The sequence below is a fragment of the Streptomyces sp. NPDC034049 genome (genome assembly GCF_055575575.1).
In genome coordinates this window covers 563,546-581,009 of sequence record NZ_JBVISJ010000002.1, presented here as the reverse complement: position 1 = coordinate 581,009, position 17,464 = coordinate 563,546, and the positions used below count along the sequence as shown (strand labels likewise).

The 17,464-nt window shown below is 71.6% G+C and carries 14 protein-coding genes; 9 read left to right on the top strand and 5 right to left on the bottom strand.

Annotated elements, in window-relative coordinates; translation table 11 throughout:
• Window positions 1-355 precede the first annotated feature (355 nt).
• Window positions 356-1,042, top strand: coding sequence for an RNA polymerase sigma factor (locus ACZ52C_RS07390; protein WP_045562906.1), 687 nt, complete (start codon window positions 356-358; stop codon window positions 1,040-1,042).
• A complete protein-coding gene (locus tag ACZ52C_RS07385) occupies window positions 1,042-2,271 on the top strand; it encodes a hypothetical protein (RefSeq protein WP_469073829.1) in 1,230 nt (409 codons plus the stop codon). The genes ACZ52C_RS07390 and ACZ52C_RS07385 overlap by 1 nt, the downstream gene beginning before the upstream one ends.
• Before the next feature lie 293 nt (window positions 2,272-2,564).
• Here ACZ52C_RS07385 and ACZ52C_RS07380 read toward each other — a convergent pair whose 3' ends face one another.
• Window positions 2,565-3,488 (bottom strand): L,D-transpeptidase family protein, encoded by a 924-nt coding sequence (locus tag ACZ52C_RS07380; RefSeq protein WP_469073828.1) that lies wholly within the window; start codon window positions 3,486-3,488, stop codon window positions 2,565-2,567.
• Between the two features lie 220 nt (window positions 3,489-3,708).
• On the opposite strand from ACZ52C_RS07380, the gene ACZ52C_RS07375 reads away from it, so the two are divergent.
• Together ACZ52C_RS07375 and leuE are read left to right on the top strand one after the other, a co-directional pair.
• Window positions 3,709-5,289, top strand: a complete 1,581-nt coding sequence (locus ACZ52C_RS07375) for an acyl-CoA mutase large subunit family protein (RefSeq protein ID WP_469073827.1) — start codon at window positions 3,709-3,711, stop codon at window positions 5,287-5,289.
• Between the two features lie 129 nt (window positions 5,290-5,418).
• Window positions 5,419-6,072: a leucine efflux protein LeuE gene (leuE, locus tag ACZ52C_RS07370; protein ID WP_469073826.1), complete on the top strand. Its 654-nt coding sequence runs from the start codon at window positions 5,419-5,421 to the stop codon at window positions 6,070-6,072.
• On the opposite strand, the gene ACZ52C_RS07365 is transcribed toward leuE, so the two are convergent.
• The 4 genes from ACZ52C_RS07365 to ACZ52C_RS07350 form a co-directional block, all read right to left on the bottom strand.
• On the bottom strand, window positions 6,052-6,990 hold the full coding sequence (locus tag ACZ52C_RS07365) for a class I SAM-dependent methyltransferase (protein WP_469073825.1): 939 nt from the start codon (window positions 6,988-6,990) through the stop codon (window positions 6,052-6,054). The two genes, leuE and ACZ52C_RS07365, sit on opposite strands and share 21 nt — an antisense overlap.
• A 174-nt stretch (window positions 6,991-7,164) precedes the next feature.
• Window positions 7,165-8,361 carry an acyltransferase family protein gene (locus tag ACZ52C_RS07360; RefSeq protein WP_469073824.1) on the bottom strand — a complete coding sequence of 399 codons (1,197 nt, stop codon included), beginning with the start codon at window positions 8,359-8,361 and terminating at the stop codon, window positions 7,165-7,167.
• A gap of 8 nt (window positions 8,362-8,369) precedes the next feature.
• Entirely contained in the window at window positions 8,370-9,704 is a 1,335-nt protein-coding gene (locus tag ACZ52C_RS07355; RefSeq protein ID WP_469073823.1) for an alpha-2,8-polysialyltransferase family protein, read from the bottom strand.
• Window positions 9,701-10,678 carry a glycosyltransferase family 2 protein gene (locus ACZ52C_RS07350; protein WP_469073822.1) on the bottom strand — a complete coding sequence of 326 codons (978 nt, stop codon included), beginning with the start codon at window positions 10,676-10,678 and terminating at the stop codon, window positions 9,701-9,703. Before ACZ52C_RS07350 ends, ACZ52C_RS07355 begins: the two co-directional genes overlap by 4 nt.
• 198 nt (window positions 10,679-10,876) lie before the next feature.
• Between ACZ52C_RS07350 and ACZ52C_RS07345 the strand changes: the two genes are divergently transcribed.
• The 5 genes from ACZ52C_RS07345 to ACZ52C_RS07325 all read left to right on the top strand — a co-directional run bounded on the left by ACZ52C_RS07345 (window position 10,877) and on the right by ACZ52C_RS07325 (window position 17,405).
• Complete coding sequence (locus ACZ52C_RS07345; RefSeq protein WP_469073821.1) at window positions 10,877-12,247, top strand: DUF6716 putative glycosyltransferase; 1,371 nt, start codon at window positions 10,877-10,879, stop codon at window positions 12,245-12,247.
• A 44-nt stretch (window positions 12,248-12,291) separates the two neighbouring features.
• The gene (locus ACZ52C_RS07340; protein WP_469073820.1) at window positions 12,292-13,575 is read left to right on the top strand and encodes a cytidylyltransferase domain-containing protein; all 1,284 of its coding nucleotides are present in this window, start codon (window positions 12,292-12,294) and stop codon (window positions 13,573-13,575) included.
• Between the two features lie 15 nt (window positions 13,576-13,590).
• Complete coding sequence (locus tag ACZ52C_RS07335; RefSeq protein ID WP_469073819.1) at window positions 13,591-14,529, top strand: N-acetylneuraminate synthase family protein; 939 nt, start codon at window positions 13,591-13,593, stop codon at window positions 14,527-14,529.
• A gap of 47 nt (window positions 14,530-14,576) precedes the next feature.
• Complete coding sequence (locus ACZ52C_RS07330) at window positions 14,577-15,683, top strand: hypothetical protein (RefSeq protein WP_469073818.1); 1,107 nt, start codon at window positions 14,577-14,579, stop codon at window positions 15,681-15,683.
• A gap of 468 nt (window positions 15,684-16,151) precedes the next feature.
• Window positions 16,152-17,405, top strand: a complete 1,254-nt coding sequence (locus ACZ52C_RS07325; RefSeq protein ID WP_239760505.1) for an amidohydrolase — start codon at window positions 16,152-16,154, stop codon at window positions 17,403-17,405.
• Window positions 17,406-17,464: the final 59 nt, after the last annotated feature.

Below are 17,464 nucleotides of genomic sequence, written 5' to 3'. Positions count from 1 at the left end.
TACTCGCAAGACACCCGGCCACTCCGCCGATGGCAACGGTCGGGGCCGCCACCCCCCACAGGAGAGGCCCCGACCGTCGCGCGGCACGGGCCGCGCGGCGACCCGTACTACCTACAGCGCCGCGTCCCCGTTTTCTGTCACACCTCGCCGCATCACGAGTTAGTTGCATGTTCTACGGACATGGACGCCCAGCGGTTTCAGGCCGTAACGTGCCATTCGCGCCGGATCGTGGATGGCGGAAGACGACCACAACCATCGACGGCCCGGCACCGCACGATTCATTGAGGACCACGAGAGCGAGAAACCCGGTCCGCGAGAGCGGCGCCGGTCGAGGCGCAAAGAGGGGCGCGCGCGGGTGCTGGGGGACGACGCGGAGCTGACCGCCGCGGTGCTTGCGGCACAGGACGGGGACGAGACCGCGTTCCGGACTGTGTACCGCTCGGTGCACCCACGGCTGCTCGGGTACGTGCGGACGCTGGTCGGCGATCCGGACGCGGAGGACGTCACCTCCGAGTCCTGGCTCCAGATAGCCCGTGACCTGGAGCGGTTCAGCGGTGACGCCGACCGGTTCCGCGGCTGGGCCGCGCGGATCGCCCGCAACCGGGCCCTCGACCACATACGGATGCGGGGACGCAGGCCCGCGATAGGCGGCGACGAGACCGAGCTGACCGGCAGGGCCGCCGAGTCCGACACGGCCGGCGAGGCGATGGAGGCCCTGGCCACCGGCCACACGCTCTCGCTCATCGCCCAGCTGCCGCAGGACCAGGCGGAGGCGGTGGTCCTGCGGGTCGTGGTCGGCCTCGACGCGAAGACCGCCGCCGAGGCCCTGGGCAAGCGCGCGGGAGCCGTACGGACGGCCGCGCACCGGGGGCTGAAGCGGCTCGCCGAACTGATCGGGGAGAATCCGGAGACGGCCGGCGAGGCCGACCCGGAGACCGGCGATCCGCTGGACGCCGTGCCCCCACCGAGAGAGCCGCGTGCACGCGCGGCTTCGTCCGCCGGTGTGACGCATATGCGTTCGCGGACGCAGAAGGATGTGTGATGGCCGACGAGCAGTACAGGTGGCTCACCCGCGACGCCGCGGAGCGGCTGCTGCGCGGGGAGCCGCTCGAAGCCGTCGACGCCGACACCCGTGACCGTGCCGCCCGGCTCGCCGAGGCGCTCGGCGCGCTGACCGCCGAGGTCGCTCCGGGGGCCTCGGGGAGCGCCGAACTCCCCGGCGAGGAAGCCGCGTTGGCCGCCTTCCGCAGCGCGCGAACAGCCCGCACGGCCCGTACGCCCGGCTCGGCCGCCGCCCCCTCCGCGTTCCCGCCCGACGGCGGGCGGGCTGCCGAGACCGGCCGTGGCAGCCGTACGCACACCGCCGCCGATGCGGGACTCGTCCACCTCGGACGGCCCGCGCGGCCGGGCGCCGGGTCGGCCGCGCGCCGGGCCCGCTGGGGCCGGCCCGTACGGTTCGGGCTGGTCGCGGCGGTGGCCGCCGGGATGCTCGGCGGGGTCACGGTGGCGGTCGGCGGCGGCGCGCTGACCGCGTTCCACGACGACCGGCCGGAACCCTCCGCCACCGTCTCCACCGGCGGGTCCCCGGACCGGCCGCTGCTGTCGCCGTCACCGGACCCGCAGGACGGCGAGGGCCGCCGGCGGGCGTGGGGCGACATGAAGCCCGAGGAGACCCCGGACGGCTCCGCCCGGGGCGAGGGCACCGGCGGTACCGACGAGGACGGGTGGACCGGCGACGGCGGGAAGAACGACACCCCCGACCAGGAGTGGTGGAACAAGGTCCTCTCCGCCTGCCGTGACGTACGCGACGGCAAGGAGCTGGGGTCCGACCGTCGGCGCGACCTGGAGGACGCGGCGGGCGGCAAGGGCAAGGGACAGCTGAAGCGGTACTGCGAGGGCGTCCTGGCCGGCGGCTCCGACAACCCCGGCACGAAGAAGCGGCCGGGCGGGGGCACCGGGGCGGGCCGGAGCAGCGGGGCCGGGGCCGGTGCGTCGGACTCCGGTGACGCCGACGGCTCGGCCGGCGGCGGTGCCGGCAAGCCGCGTTCCGGCAGCGACCCCGACGAGGACGACGACTCCCACCCCGGCAAGGGCCGCCACGGAAACGGCACCGGCACCGGCACCGGCGGCGGTGCCGGCAAGAACCGTCCCGGGCACGGCAAGGGCGGCCAGGGGCATGGCAACGGCAAGGGCAACGAGGGCAACGGCCACCGGAGTCAGCTCGCCGCGGCGGCGCGGATCGACCTCGCCGTCCGCGTCACCCCCTCCTGACCTGCGCTTTCTCCGCTGTTACGAATTCTTTCGCGGAACGGGTAACACTTTTGGCCGCCCCGGCGCAGTAATGAGTGAGCCGACTGGTCATCGGCCGTCGCACAGAGCCGGGGTTCCCCCCGTACCTACGGCTCGTGCACCTCGGCGCGGGCGGGACACGTTCCCCCGGTCCCGCCCGCGCCCCATTCCCCCGTGGTCCCCCGTGACCCCGTACTCAGGCTGACGCGGTGGACACCCTCCCGCTATGCCTCATGTGACGCACGTCACGACATCTCGTGGGCGCCCCTCACCCCTCACCAGTACACGACGACCTTGTCGCCGTTCCTGACCTGCTCGAACAGTCGCGCGATCGCCGCCTTGTCCCGGACGTTGACACAGCCGTGCGAGGCCCCGTAGTACCCGCGGGCCGCGAAGTCGGCGGAGTAGTGGACGGCCTGGCCGCCGCTGAAGAACATCGCGTACGGCATCGGGGTGTCGTACAGGGTCGACCAGTGGTCGCGGGACTTGAAGTAGACGCTGAAGAGCCCCTCCCGGGTCGGCGTGAACTCCGAGCCGAACCGCACCTCGACCGTCGTCAGCGTCCTGCCGTCCACCATCCAGCGCAGTGTGCGGCTCGTCTTGCTGATGCACAGCGCCCGGCCCGTCATACAGCGCGGATCGGGTGACGCGGCCGGCTGCCCGCCGTACGCGTACAGGTCCCACTTGCCGGGCTCCCGCGTCATGTTCAGCAGCCGCGCCCAGGTCACGCTGTCCGTCTTGCCGGTCCGCGGGAGCCCACGCTTGCCCTGGAAGCCCTTGACCGCCTGGACCGTCAGGTCGTCGTACGTCCCCGTGGGCCCCGTGAAGAGCCACGCGATCTGCCGCAGCCGCGCCTGCAACTCGCGTACGTCGAGGCCCTCGTCGCCCTGGGACCAGAGCACCGGGGGCGGGGGCGAGGGCCTGGGGGAGGGTGGGGGAGCGGGGGAGGGCGGCGCGGTCGTCGGGGCCTGCCCGGGCGCCCCCTTCCCGTCGCCCTCGTTCCCGCCCGCGGCCCGGTCGCCGCCGTCGACGCCGTCGCCGTCGTCCTGCTTCGGGGTGCCGTTCGGCGTGCTGCTCCCGTCGATGCGTACGGGCTGGCGCTGGCCGCCGTGCACCTCGATCCCCTGGGCCGTGCAGGCGCCGGCCATGGCGAGTGCCGCGATCGCGGCCACCGATCTCCGCATGTCCTTGATACGCATCGGGGTCCCCGTCGTCTCATGATCGCCGCGTCCGGTCGCTCTCCCGGACAGGTTGCCCGGACGTGACCCTTCGCGAACAAACGGGCATGGTTGTGAGCAAGGTCCCGGCCAGGGGCACTCCACCGGCCCAACGGCCGCCGCTGCAGTCCGCCGGCGAGGCCGTCGGGCTCATGAGTAACAAGCGAGCATCCGAGCGACGAGCAAGACGGAGGCACACACCATGACGCGCGAGTCGGAGTCCGGGCTGCCCATCGAGCCGTTGTACGGGCCGGAGGTGCTGGAGGGCTGGGATCCGGCGGAGCGGCTGGGGGAGCCGGGGGAGTATCCGTTCACGCGTGGTGTGTACCGGTCGATGTACACGGGGCGCCCGTGGACGATGCGGCAGTACGCGGGTTTCGGGACGGCGGTGGAGTCCAATGCCCGCTACCGGCAGCTGATCGCGAACGGCACGATGGGGTTGTCGGTCGCGTTCGACCTGCCCACCCAGATGGGCCACGACTCCGACGCCCCGATCGCGCACGGTGAGGTCGGCAAGGTGGGCGTGGCGATCGACTCGGTCGACGACATGCGGGTGCTGTTCGACGGTATTCCGCTGGACAAGGTCTCCACGTCGATGACGATCAACGCCCCGGCGGCCGTGCTCCTGCTGCTGTACCAACTGGTGGCCGAGGAGCAGGGCGTCAGCGCGGAGAAGCTGACCGGCACGATCCAGAACGATGTGCTGAAGGAGTACATCGCGCGCGGGACGTACATCTTCCCGCCCAAGCCCTCGCTGCGGCTGATCGCGGACATCTTCCGGTACTGCGGGGCCGAGATCCCGAAGTGGAACACGATCTCGATCTCCGGGTACCACATGGCGGAGGCGGGGGCCTCGCCGGCGCAGGAGATCGCGTTCACGCTGGCCGACGGGATCGAGTACGTGCGCACGGCGGTCGCGGCCGGGATGGACGTGGACGACTTCGCACCCCGGCTGTCGTTCTTCTTCGTCGCCCGTACGACGGTCCTGGAGGAGGTGGCCAAGTTCCGTGCGGCGCGCCGGCTCTGGGCGCGGGTGATGCGCGAGGAGTTCGGGGCGAAGAACCCCAAGTCGCTGATGCTGCGTTTCCACACGCAGACGGCCGGGGTGCAGCTGACGGCGCAGCAGCCCGAGGTGAACCTGGTGCGGGTGGCGGTGCAGGGGCTGGCGGCGGTGCTGGGCGGGACCCAGTCGCTGCACACCAACTCCTTCGACGAGGCGATCGCCCTGCCGACCGACAAGAGCGCCCGCCTCGCCCTGCGGACGCAGCAGGTGCTGGCGTACGAGACGGATGTGACGGCGACGGTCGACCCGTTCGCCGGCTCCTATGTCGTGGAGAAGATGACGGACGACGTGGAGGCGGCCGCGGTCGGGCTGATGCGGAAGGTGGAGGACCTGGGCGGCGCGGTGGCGGCCATCGAAGTCGGGTTCCAGAAGGGCGAGATCGAGCGCAGCGCGTATCGCATCGCCCAGGAGACCGACTCCGGTGAACGGGTCGTGGTCGGCGTCAACCGGTTCCAGCTCGACGAGGAGGACCCCTACGAGCCGCTCCGCGTCGACCCGGCCATCGAGGCCCAGCAGGCGCAGCGACTGGCCCGGCTGCGCGCGGAACGCGACCGGTCGGCGGTGGACACCGCCCTGGCCGCGCTGAAGAAGGCCGCGGAGGGCACGGACAACGTCCTCTACCCGATGCGTGAGGCGCTGAAGGCCCGCGCGACGGTCGGCGAGGTCTGCAACGCCCTTCGTGAGGTCTGGGGCACCTACGTCCCCAGCGACGCCTTCTGATCGCTCGCGCTCGCCCCGCGGTCGACTGTGATCGGCCGCGGGTCGCCCTCCCTCGTCTTTTCGCCACCTTTTCGTCGGGCTTCCTCCGGGCATGTCGGGATGTCGGACCCCCGTGCGACACTCCTTTGCATGTTCGGCGTCATCGACCTCCCCACCTATCTGGCGGGCCTCGTCCTGATCGTGCTCCTGCCCGGGCCCAACTCCCTCTACGTGCTGTCCGTGGCCGCCCGGCGCGGCATACGGACCGGGTACCGGGCCGCCGCCGGCGTGTGGGTCGGGGACACCGTGCTGATGACGTTGTCGGCGGCGGGGGTGGCCTCGCTGTTGCAGGCCAACGCCGTGCTCTTCGGGATCGTGAAGTACGCGGGCGCCGGCTATCTGTCATGGCTGGCGCTCGGGATGCTGCGGGCCGCGTGGGGGATGTGGCGCAGCCGCCGGGAGCGGGTCGTGGAGGGGCCGGGCGAGGAGGTCGCCGAGGGGGAGCGGCCGTTCCGGCGGGCCGTGGTGATCAGTCTGCTGAACCCGAAGGCGATCCTGTTCTTCGTCGCCTTCTTCGTGCAGTTCGTGGACCCCGGGTACGCCTACCCGGCGCTCTCCTTCGTGGTCCTCGGCGCCTTCGCCCAGCTCGCCAGCTTCCTCTACCTGAGCGCGCTGATAGTCAGCGGCACCAGGCTGGCCGCCACGTTCCGCCGCCGCAGGCGGCTGTCGGCGGGGGCCACCTCGGCGGCGGGGGCCCTGTTCCTCGGGTTCGCGGTCAAGCTGTCACTGGCGAGCAGCGCGTAGGCGGACTGCCCTCCTGATCGCCCGCGTCACCACCGGGGGCAGCAGGTCCACGGCCAGCCTGCGGGCCGTGCTGCGGGGTGGTCGGCGCCCGGCCGGGGGCCGGGGTGCGGGTGTCGTCGCGGCGGGGGCCGGCGGGGCGGGGGTCGGCGGCTCGGTCCAGTAGCGGGACTTCGGGAAGGCCGGGGCCTTCATGCCCCTGGACTTGAGGCGCAGGATGCGGTGCCCCGCGGCCCGCTGGTCGCTGAGGTGGCAGTCGTCCCGGTCCGCCACCATGGCGAGCAGCGCCTCCTGGAGCGGCTCGGGGTCGTCCCAGGTGCCGTAGAGCTTCTGCGTGCTGAGACAGACGGGGTTGAGGCCCCGGTTGAGGACGGCCTCCCACGCGGCGATGGAGACGCCCGGCGTGTGCTCCGAGCGGAAGTCGTCGAGGACCACCAGCCCGCCGGGGAGGAGTACGTCCCGGGCGGCGGTGATGTCGGCCTCGACGTGCTCGTACAGATGCGAGGCGTCGATGTGCACGAACCGGCACGAGCGCGGCTTCACCTCGCCCGGGACGATCGAGCTGGGGCCCTGGAGGACCCGGGGCAGCTCGTCGTGGAAGGAGAGGTAGTTCGCCTCGAAGGCCCGACGGGTGAGCGTGCTGCGGTACGACTTGGTGGCCTCCGCCGCGTTGGCGTCGTCCGGTGCGTCGCTCTCGAAGAGGTCGCAGACCGTGTAGGCCTCGCCCTCCTGGAGATGCCGGCCGAGGAAGATGGCGCTCTTGCCCATGTAGACGCCGACCTCCAGGAGGTCGCCCCTCTCGCCCCTGGCCTCCTGGCGGTTCAGGAACCAGTCGAAGAGCAGTTGGTCGAGCACCGGGAACCAGCCGGGGACGTCGTCGAGTTCCCGGGGGAGTCGGATCGTGCCGTGTTCTGAGGTCATTTCAGAGGTCATGAGGACGGACCTTCTTGCGTCGACGAGGCGAACAGGCGAACGGGCCTGGAACCCATGAGATGCCTCCGGCCCGGTCAAGGATGCTGCGGAGCCTCTCCGTGCAGGGGTTTTCGAACCCTCGGGCCGGATGAACAGTGAGCCAATTCCGGGTTCAGGGACCGTTCAGCGGCGGCGTCCACCGAGTGACGCCCGCAGCAGCGGCTGCAACGGACGTTCGACCCACTGGTGCAGCAGCCGGGCGAGCCCCAGCATCAGCGCCACGGTGAGCGCGACGGTCAGGGCCGACGGCACGCCCAGCCTCTGGTGCAGTACCTGCACCACCGGCCAGCCCAGGTGCTCGTGCACGAGGTAGAACGGGTACGTCAGGGCCCCCGCGGTGGTCAGCCAGGGCCAGTCGACCCGGTTCAGCAGGCCGAGCGCCACGGCGCCCACGGCCACGAAACCGACGGTGACGGCGAGGACGATGCCGAGCTGGGAGCGGTAGGAGAAGTAGTCCGCGTTCGGGGCGTGCCACATCGCCTCGACCGTCTGGTACTGGCTCAGCAGCAGACTGAAGACCACGATCAGCCAGGCGGCGGTGTCCCGGCGGTCCCGGTGCACCAGATACAGGCCCATGCCACCGATGAACAGGGACGCGTACTCCGGCATCAGGACCATGTCCAGCAGCGGTTCCCCCGCGCCCTGCGCGACCACCGAGGCCAGCGTCCAGCCGCCGCAGAACCAGAGCACCCGTCTGCGGGTCACTCCGGGCAGCACCACGCACAACGCGAACAGGACGTAGAAGCGGACCTCCGCCCACAGCGTCCAGCACACGCCGAGGACGCGGTCCGCGCCGAGCGGCATCTGCAGCATCGTGAGGTTCACCAGGAACTCACTGACCGACACCCGCGCGAAGGCGACCCCCGGCAGCGCGAACACCACCGCCACCAGGATCACCGCCGCCCAGTACGCCGGCAGCAGCCGAGCCGCCCGGGAGGCGAAGAACGCCTGCACCGAACGGCCCCAGCCGCTGGCGCAGATCACGAACCCGCTGATCACGAAGAAGGCCTGCACACCGGCCCAGCCGTAGGCGAGCCAGCTGTGGGCGGTGGGGAACTGCACGGAGGGCGACGCCCCCCAGGCCTTCGCGATCTCCCCGTCCCGCCCGCCGTAGTGATAGGCGGCGACGGCGAGAGCGGCGATCAGCCGTAGCCCGTCGAGCGCGTAGAGCCGGGGCGCCGATCGACGGTCGCCCGCTGCGGCGCCCCCGAAGGGGCGCGGGGCTGCATCGATGTGCGGCTCCGCCGCGGGGCGCGACCGGCCCCCACCGGCCCGCACTTGAGACTCGACACGATCGTCGGTCTGCGTAGAAGAGGTCACCGCAGAGCTCATCCCAGCGTCGCCCGCTTGAGCGACCTGGCCCGCCGAGCGACTCGTCGCACCGTCGCGTTGCGCGGAATGAACGCGAGCTGCACCGGGATACCGCCGGGCAACCCCAGCGAGGTCAGCCGCCGCCGCTTGAAGTACCGCAGCGTGTGGGTGCTCAGATGCCGCGTCAGATACGCCTCGGTCTCCGCCCGCAGCGACGGATAGATCTTCGACTGCATCGCGAACCCCACCGCCCGGACCAGGCCGTCGAGGTCGGACACCTCGATGCCCGGCCGCTGCGCGGCGACCGCCGCCGCGTCCCCCAGCTCCGGCAGCAGCGCGTCCACGATCGTGACGGGCACCCGGTTGCTGTTCTCGTACGGGGCGAGCCGGTCCAGCAGCGTGCCCGTGCCGACGCGGGCGACCGGGAGGTCGTACAGCGCGGAGGCGGTGAGCAGGGCCGTCGAGAAGCAGCCGACGACCAGGGCCGGACGCATCCGCTGGTAGAGCACCTCGGCGAGCACCGGTGTGTCCAGCACGGTCAGGTCGGCGCCGAGCCGCTCCGCCTCCTTCTCCAGGCCGCGCGACCAGCGGGCCGGGGCACTGGGGTGCGGCTTGAACACGACCTCGGTGTGTCCGCGCGCGACGGCACCCTTCAACATCCGTACGTGGAGGGCCTCCTCCTCCTCGGCGGTGAGGATGCCGAGCGCGGAGAGGTACTGGCCGAGCAGCAGCGCCGGCTTCTCGATCGCGGGCAGCTCGTCACCGGTGTCGACGAGTTCGGCCAGCACCTTCACGAAGGCGTCCGTCGGCACGATCTCCGCCTCGACGCCGAACTCGGTGAGCAGCAGCGGCTTGAGACCCGGGACGAGGTCCAGGTGGAGCAGACGGTCGATCCGGGTGCCGACCAGCGGGTCGATCTTGTTGCGGGTGGGGCCGTAGCTCATCAGACCGTCGGCGTACACCGTCACGGGCGCGCCGGTGAAGATCTGGGCGAAGCCGAGCGCCGGGTGGACCTGGATGGACTCCACGGCCAGTTCGACGTCGTCGTCGCCGAGGTTCCACAGCAGCCGCAGGTGCCGCTCCCACAGCGGGACGTCGTCCGTGCGTGGGGACCAACCGCCGGGGTGGAAGGGGGAGATGGTCTCGTTCCAGGAGATCACCTCGTCGAAGCGGGAGCGCAGCCGCTCGAAGCCGGGCATCTCGTCCGGGCCGGGGGCCGTCTCCGGGGTCGCCGCGTTGTTGGAGACCAGCAGGATGCGCCGGGAGGCGGGGCGGAAACACTCGGTGTCCAGGGCGGCGGCCAGCGTGGCCGCGCCGTACAGCGTGGACGCCATGAAGATCTGCGTGGTCATGCGGCGACCCCCGTCGCGGCGGGACGGCGGCGCAGCCGGCGCAGCCGGGTGGCACGTTGGACGTCCATGGAGTCGAGGGCGTCGTCGAGCACGTCCTGCGGCATTCTGCGCAGCGCGACCGCGCTCATCGACTTCAGTTTCCGTGCCACCGCCGGCTCGAACCTTTCGATGGATCCCAAATGGTGGGAGATGATCGCGCAATAGGTGCGCACGGCCTTGGGAAGAAGTCTGTCCGCGTCCCGGTCCTGTGCGGTCTCCGCGATGACCTGGTCGAATGCGCGAATGAAATCGAGCTGTCGTACGTCGCCGATCTGGGTCAGCGAAGAAGCCACACCGCGCCGGTAGAAGACGCCCAGCAGCCCCACCGTGGCGAAGGATTCGGCCTCCCGGTGGAGCTTCCAGATCCACGGCCGGTCCTCGGCCGTGCGCAACCCGTGGGTGAAGTGCAGCACACCCCTGTCGACCAGCCGGCGGTGGTAGATGCCCGCCCAGGCGAACGCGTAGTCGACGGAGGTCGAGCGGTCGGCGGGCAGGATCGCGTCGCGCGGGTTCATCACCACGCCCCGCCGCCCGTTGGGCACCCGGTGGATCGAGCGGGCCCGCGCGGTGCACTGGACATGGTCCGTGCGCACGAAGTCGCAGCCCAACTCCTCGATGGCACCCAGCAGTTGAGGGTAGTAGCCGGGGGCGAGCCAGTCGTCCCCGTCGAGGAACGTCAGGTACTCGCCGCGGGCCTTGTCGATGCCCGTGTTGCGCGCGGTCGCCAGTCCTCCGTTCTTCTCGTGTCTGACGTACACCGCCCCCGGCAGCTCGCGCTCCGCGCGCGCGAGAATGTCCGGTGTCTCGTCGCGGGAACAGTCGTCGACGAGAATGAATTCGAAGTCCTCACGAGCGTTGGCTCCGAGGCTCTTCAGGGTGTCGGGCGCGTATTGCTGCACGTTGTAGAACGGCACGATGACGGAGAGCTTGACCACCCCCGTGACGTTAGGCGGCCCTCCGGCATTCGTCTTGACCAGCTGCTTGATGTCAGGTTAACGACGCGTGGCGGAACCGTGAACCAGATGATTTCCGGTGCCATTCGCTTCTCGATTCGCCGTTCGGCGATGTGCTGTTAACCCTTTGTTGCATTCGGGTTGGGCCGTTCAACGGAATCGCTTCCTAGCGTCTTCGATGTGCCAGCAAGTGCTAAGAACGGCCTGCGAGTCGCCGTACTCGCGGATTCCGACACCCGGTGGAAATGGGGCGCGCTCACCGCGAACCGTCTCGCTCCGGAGGATGCGGACATCCGCCTGGACGGCTTCCTCCTGCGTGGCCGAGCGACCCCCACCGCCCGCCAGCTCCAGGAGGTCGGCGTCCGCCCCGACTCCCTGCGCGAGGTGACCGGCCTCGAGTTCCTGCGCGCCATGAAGGAGGCCGCGTACGACGTCGTCCTGCTCTCCCTGGTCGGCGGGGGCGTCCAGGCGATGCTGCACGGCCTGCGCCGGGTCTGGGACGGGCGTTCGAAGCGGCCCGTGGTCGTCACCGGGTACGTCGGTGTCGTCTACGAGAAGCTCGCCGACGGTCTGCTGTTGCGGCACGGCGCGGACCTCGTCCTCGCCAACTCCCGCCAGGACGCGGAACGGTTCCGCGCCGTGTACGAGGGTGTGGGCGCCGACGCCTCCTCGGTCACCGAGGTCGCGCTGCCCTTCCTGGGCGGCAGGCCGTACGCCGGCCCCGCGGACCCGTCCGCGGAGCAAGGGCGCAGGCCCTACACGGTCGTCTTCGCCGTACAGCCGTCCGTCCCGGACAACCGGCGGGACCGCACGTATCTGCTGAACCGCCTGGTCCAGCACGCGAGGCTGCACCCGGACCGCCAGGTGCTGCTGAAGCTGCGCTCCAAGCCCGGCGAGCACACCACGCACATCGAGGAGCTGCCCTACCAGAAGCTGGCGGAGAAGCTGCCCGGCGGTATGCCCGCCAACTTCCGCCTCGCGTACGGGAACATGGGCGAGGTCCTCGACACCACCGACCTGCTGGTCACCGTCAGCTCCACGGCCGCCCTGGAGTCGCTGCACCGCCGGATCCCCACCGTCGTCCTCACCGACCTCGGGATCCGCGAGACCCTCGGCAACCACCACTTCGTGGGTTCCGGCTGCCTCGCCTCCTGGGACCAGCTGGACGCCGGGTACGAGCCGGCGCCGGACCCCGAGTGGGTCGCCCGCCAGGGGGTCGTAGCCGGGGGCACCTCCCGGACGAAGTCCGGGGGAGGCTCGTACGGCACCGCCTTCGACACGGCCCGCGCCCGCATCGCGAAGCTGGTCGCGGCGCCCGAACTGCCGCCCCTCGCGCCGTACTACACGCCCGTCACCGCGCCCGGCTACCTCCCCGGCATCCTCGCCCGCCACCACCTCGGCCCCGACGGCGCACCGCTGCCGGGGGCGCCCGCCGCCGCCGACCGGCAGGCCGGCCCCGTACGGCAGATCGTGCGCCGGGCCGCACGCGGCGCCTACCGCCACGGGGTGCAGCGCGTGGCGCCCGTCATCCGCCGGATGGGGGAGCTGTGAGCCGCCGCCCCTCCGCCTCGCAAGAGCCGCAAGGAGTCCCCGACATGTCCCACCCGGAAGCGGGCCAAGCGCCATCCGCCCGCCGCGTCCTCGCCGTGATCCCCGCGCGCGGCGGCTCCAAGGGCGTCCCCGCGAAGAACCTCGCCCCCGTCGGCGGCGTCCCGCTGGTGGCCCGCGCGGTCCGCGAGTGCCTCGCCGCCCGGCTGGTGACGGACGTCGTCGTCTCCACCGACGACCACGCCATCGCCGCCGCCGCCCGGGAGTCCGGCGCCGAGGTGGTGCTGCGCCCCGCCGCCATCGCCGGCGACACCGCCACCTCCGAGGCCGCCGTCCTGCACGCCCTGGACGCCCAGGAGTCCCGGCACGGCGTCACGGTCGACGTCGTGCTCCTCGTCCAGTGCACCAGCCCGTTCATCCTCCGCGAGGACATCGACGGCGTCGCCCGGGCCGTCGTCGAGCACGGCGCCGACACCGCCCTCACCGTCGCCCCGTTCCACGGCTTCATCTGGCGGGACACGGCGGACGAGTCCGCCGACGGCGAGGCGAACCACGCCGACGAGACGGGTGAAGTCACCGCGGGCGGCTACGGCGTCAACCACGACAAGTCCTTCCGCCCCCGCCGCCAGGACCGCCCCCAGGACCTGCTGGAGACCGGTGCCGCCTACGCCATGGACGCGGCCGGACTGCGCAAGCACCAGCACCGCTTCTTCGGCCGTACGGAGCCCGTCCGCACCGACCCCGCCCGGGTCCTGGAGATCGACGACCCGCACGACCTCGCCCGTGCCCAGGCCCTCGCCCCACTCTTCGACGCCGACCGGCCCGGCGCCCTCCCCACCTACGACGACATCGACGCCGTCGTCCTCGACTTCGACGGCACCCAGACCGACGACCGGGTGCTGATCGACTCCGACGGACGGGAGTTCGTCTCCGTGCACCGCGGCGACGGCCTCGGCATCGCGGCCCTCCGCAGGAGCGGCCTGAAGATGCTCATCCTGTCCACGGAACAGAACCCGGTCGTCGCCGCACGGGCCCGGAAGCTCAGGCTCCCGGTCCTCCACGGCATCGACCGCAAGGACCTCGCACTGAAGCAGTGGTGCGAGGAGCAGGGCATCGCGCCGGAGCGCGTGCTCTACGTCGGCAACGACGTCAACGACCTCCCGTGCTTCGCCCTCGTGGGCTGGCCCGTGGCGGTCGGCAGCGCCCACGACGTCGTACGCGGCGCCGCACGCGCGGTCACCACCGTCCCCGGCGGTGAAGGCGCGATCCGGGAGATCGCCGGCTGGATCCTCGGTCCCTCTCTCGACTCTCTCGACCCCCTCGACAAGTAAGGAACTGGTCCCACCATGAGCACCAACTCCCGTCTGCGCACGTTCGGTTCGAAGACCGCCGGCCCGGGTCACCCCGTCTACGTCGTCGGTGAGATCGGCATCAACCACAACGGTGAGCTGGAGAACGCCTTCAAGCTGATCGACGCCGCCGCCGAGGCCGGCTGCGACGCCGTCAAGTTCCAGAAGCGCACCCCCGAGATCTGCACCCCCCGCGACCAGTGGGACATCGAGCGCGACACCCCCTGGGGCCGCATGACCTACATCGACTACCGCCACCGCGTGGAGTTCGGTGAGGACGAGTACCGCCAGATCGACGAGTACTCCAAGGAGAAGGGCATCGACTGGTTCGCCTCCCCGTGGGACACCGAGGCCGTCGCCTTCCTGGAGAAGTTCGACGTCCCCGCCCACAAGGTGGCCTCCGCCTCGCTGACCGACGACGAGCTGCTGCGCGCCCTGCGCGGCACCGGCCGCACGGTCATCCTCTCCACCGGCATGTCGACCCCGAAGCAGATCCGCCACGCGGTCGAGGTCCTCGGCTCCGACAACATCCTGCTCTGCCACGCCACCTCGACGTACCCGGCGAAGGCCGAGGAGCTGAACCTCCGCGTCATCAACACCCTCCAGGCCGAGTACCCGAACGTCCCGATCGGCTACTCCGGCCACGAGACGGGCCTGCAGACCACGCTCGCCGCCGTCGCCCTCGGCGCCACCTTCGTCGAGCGCCACATCACCCTCGACCGCGCCATGTGGGGCTCCGACCAGGCCGCCTCCGTCGAGCCCCAGGGCCTGACCCGCCTGGTCCGCGACATCCGCACCATCGAGGCCTCCCTCGGCGACGGCGTCAAGAAGGTCTACGAGTCCGAGCTCGGCCCCATGAAGAAGCTGCGCCGTGTCACCGGCGTCGTCGCCGAGGCGGAGATCGCGGTGGCGGCGGGCGAGCCGGTCGGCGTCTGACCCCGGACCCCTGTAGATCCGTACTCACGGAAGCGACGGACACGTCGATGAGCCCCCGCACCGGAACCGCCGGCCCCCGCACTCTCGCCTTCGTCGAGAGCCCGGTACAGCTTCTGAACGTGCTGGAGTGGGCGCACACCCACGCCCTCGGCACCCCCGAGGACCCCGCCGCGGGGCCCTTCGGTTCCGGTGGCGCGGGGCTCACCGTGGTGGTCCTGTCGCCCAACGACCCCATGACCCGGGGCCAGCTGCGCCGGATGGCGGAGCTGGCCCGGGACGAGGGCCACGACGTGCGCTGGGAGGAGGCGCGCGGCGGCACCGCCGCCCCCTTCCGCACCGTCGGCGGCCTCGCCCCGCTGCTGCGCGCGGCGAGCCGCATCGTCCTGGGCGACCCCTTCTCCCGGTACGTCCAGCTGCTGCTGACCATCACCCGGGCACCGGACGTGGTCGTCGTCGACGACGGCACCGCGACCATGGAGTTCGTCTCCCAGCTGGCCCGGAGCGAACGCCTCGTGCGCTGGCACCGCAAGGGCGGCCGCCCCGGCCCCCGCGACCTGATCTTCGCCCCGGTCTCCGCCAAGGCCCGCAGGCGCCTCACCCCGGCCGCCGGCCGTCGCGTCGAGGTCTTCTCCTCCATGCCGATCGACGAGACCCCCGAGGGCGTCTTCGTCACCGCCAACGCCTTCGCCTGGACCCGCTCCCGCTTCGGTCCGCCCCGCATCACCAAGGGCGCCGACCTCGTGGGCACCTCCCTGGTGGAGACCGGAGTGGTGGACGGCGACCGCTATCTCGAAGCCGTCCGCTCCCTCGCGAAGACCCACGGCGCCACCCGCTACTTCGCCCACCGCCGCGAGAGCGCCGAGAAACTCCACACCCTCGCCGCGGAGACCGGCCTGGAGATCGTCCGCCCCGACCTCCCCCTGGAACTCATCGCCCGCCGCGGCCCCATCGGCCGGACGATCCTGAGCTTCCCCTCGACGGTCGTCCACACCCTGCCCCTGGCCCTGGCAGGGACGGACGTGCGCGTCGCCGTCTGCGACATCGACCCCGGCTGGCTCACCGAGAACGCCTCCCCCCGCGCCCAGGGCTTCCTGTCCGGCGTCACGGGTACGGCCCGGGACGTCCACCGGCTGTCGTCGGTGGCCTCGGCCTGAGGCCGGCACGACCCGCCGGGGCCGTGATCCCCGTCACCCTCGGCACGCGTACACCACCCGGTCGATCTTCCGGTCGCGGACACTCCCGTACACCCGCACAACCGCAGGCCACCGCACCCGTTCCACCCGGTCGCAGCAGTGTTCCGGCCGCATGATCGAACACATGACGTAGCCGACCGGTCGCGCGGTGGTGACGGTTCCGGCACCGTGGGACGACGGATACGTGGTAAGGGTGGAGTGTGGGAATCGTCCGGGCACCCCCGGACGTTTAGACGATGGGATTCGCGGGCAAACCCGGCGCTCCCGTCTCCGAGGGCCACCCGCACCGAAAGACGGACGGGTATACCCATCCCTGCCAATACGTATGCGTTGTGCGGCCGGAAAACTTCCCCTTACAGGCTGATTTTTTGTTGATCGAGGGTTAGAAGGTCGCCCGATCGCCCTACCCTTCAGAGGGTGAACCAACTGATGTCCCGAGAGTCCGAGGCCGATCTGCCAGGGGAAGCCGAAGCGTCGCTCCCCGGCACGTTGCCGGAAGCCCTGCGTGCCGAACTCGTCGCGTTCCGCCGCGACTTGCACATGCACCCGGAGCTCGGCAACCAGGAGTTCCGTACGACCGCCGCGATCAAGGCCCGCCTGGAGAAGGCAGGTCTCAGGCCGCGCGTGCTCGACAGCGGAACCGGACTCATCTGTGACATCGGCGACTGGAGCGGCGCCGACCACTCCGCGCTCGCGCTGCGCGCCGACATCGACGCCCTCCCCATCCCGGACACCAAGGTGGACTGCGACTACCGCTCCACCGTCCCGGACCGCGCCCACGCCTGCGGCCACGACGTGCACACCACCGTCGTCCTCGGCGCCGGCCTCGTCCTCGCCGACCTGCACCGCAAGGGGGAGCTGCCCCGCCCCGTCCGGCTGATCTTCCAGCCCGCCGAGGAGGTGCTGCCCGGCGGCGCCGCGGACGTGATCAGGACCGGCTCCCTCGAAGGAGTCGGCCGCATCATCGCCGTGCACTGCGACCCCCGCGTCGACGCGGGCCGCATCGGCCTGCGCCACGGCCCCATCACCTCGGCCTGCGACCGGCTGGAGCTCTCCCTGGACGGTCCGGGCGGCCACACCGCGCGCCCGCACCTCACCACCGACCTCGTCACCGCCGCCGCCCGGGTCGTCACCGACGTGCCCGCGCTGGTCGCCCGCCGCTTCGACGCCCGCGCCGGACTGGTCGTGACCTGGGGACGCATCGAGTCGGGCCACGCGCCGAACGTCATCCCGCAGCACGCCGAGCTCTCCGGCACCGTGCGCTGCCTGGACATCAACGCCTGGCGGCAGGCCCCCGACCTGATCCACGAGGCGGTCCAGGAGGTCGCGGTCATGCACCGCGCCAAGCCCGAGATCAACTACATCCGGGGCGTCCCGCCGGTCGTCAACGACCCGGTCGTCACCGAGCTGCTGCACGACTCGATGGTGGCCCGCCGCGGCGTGAAGTCCGTCGAGGACACCGAGCAGAGCCTCGGCGGCGAGGACTTCTCCTGGTACCTGGAGCACGTCCCCGGCGCCATGGCCCGCCTCGGCGTCCGCCGTCCGGGCGACCTCACCGTCCGCGACCTCCACCAGGGCGACTTCGACGCCGACGAGCACGCCATCACCGTGGGCGTCGAGCTCTTCACCGCCGCCGCCCTCCTCGACGCGCGCATGCGCGTCCTCGACGCGGCCGCCCGGTAACCCCTCCGGCCCGCTCGGTTTGCGCCCCGCCGGCGCTCACGGCAGCCTGGTGCGCGTGT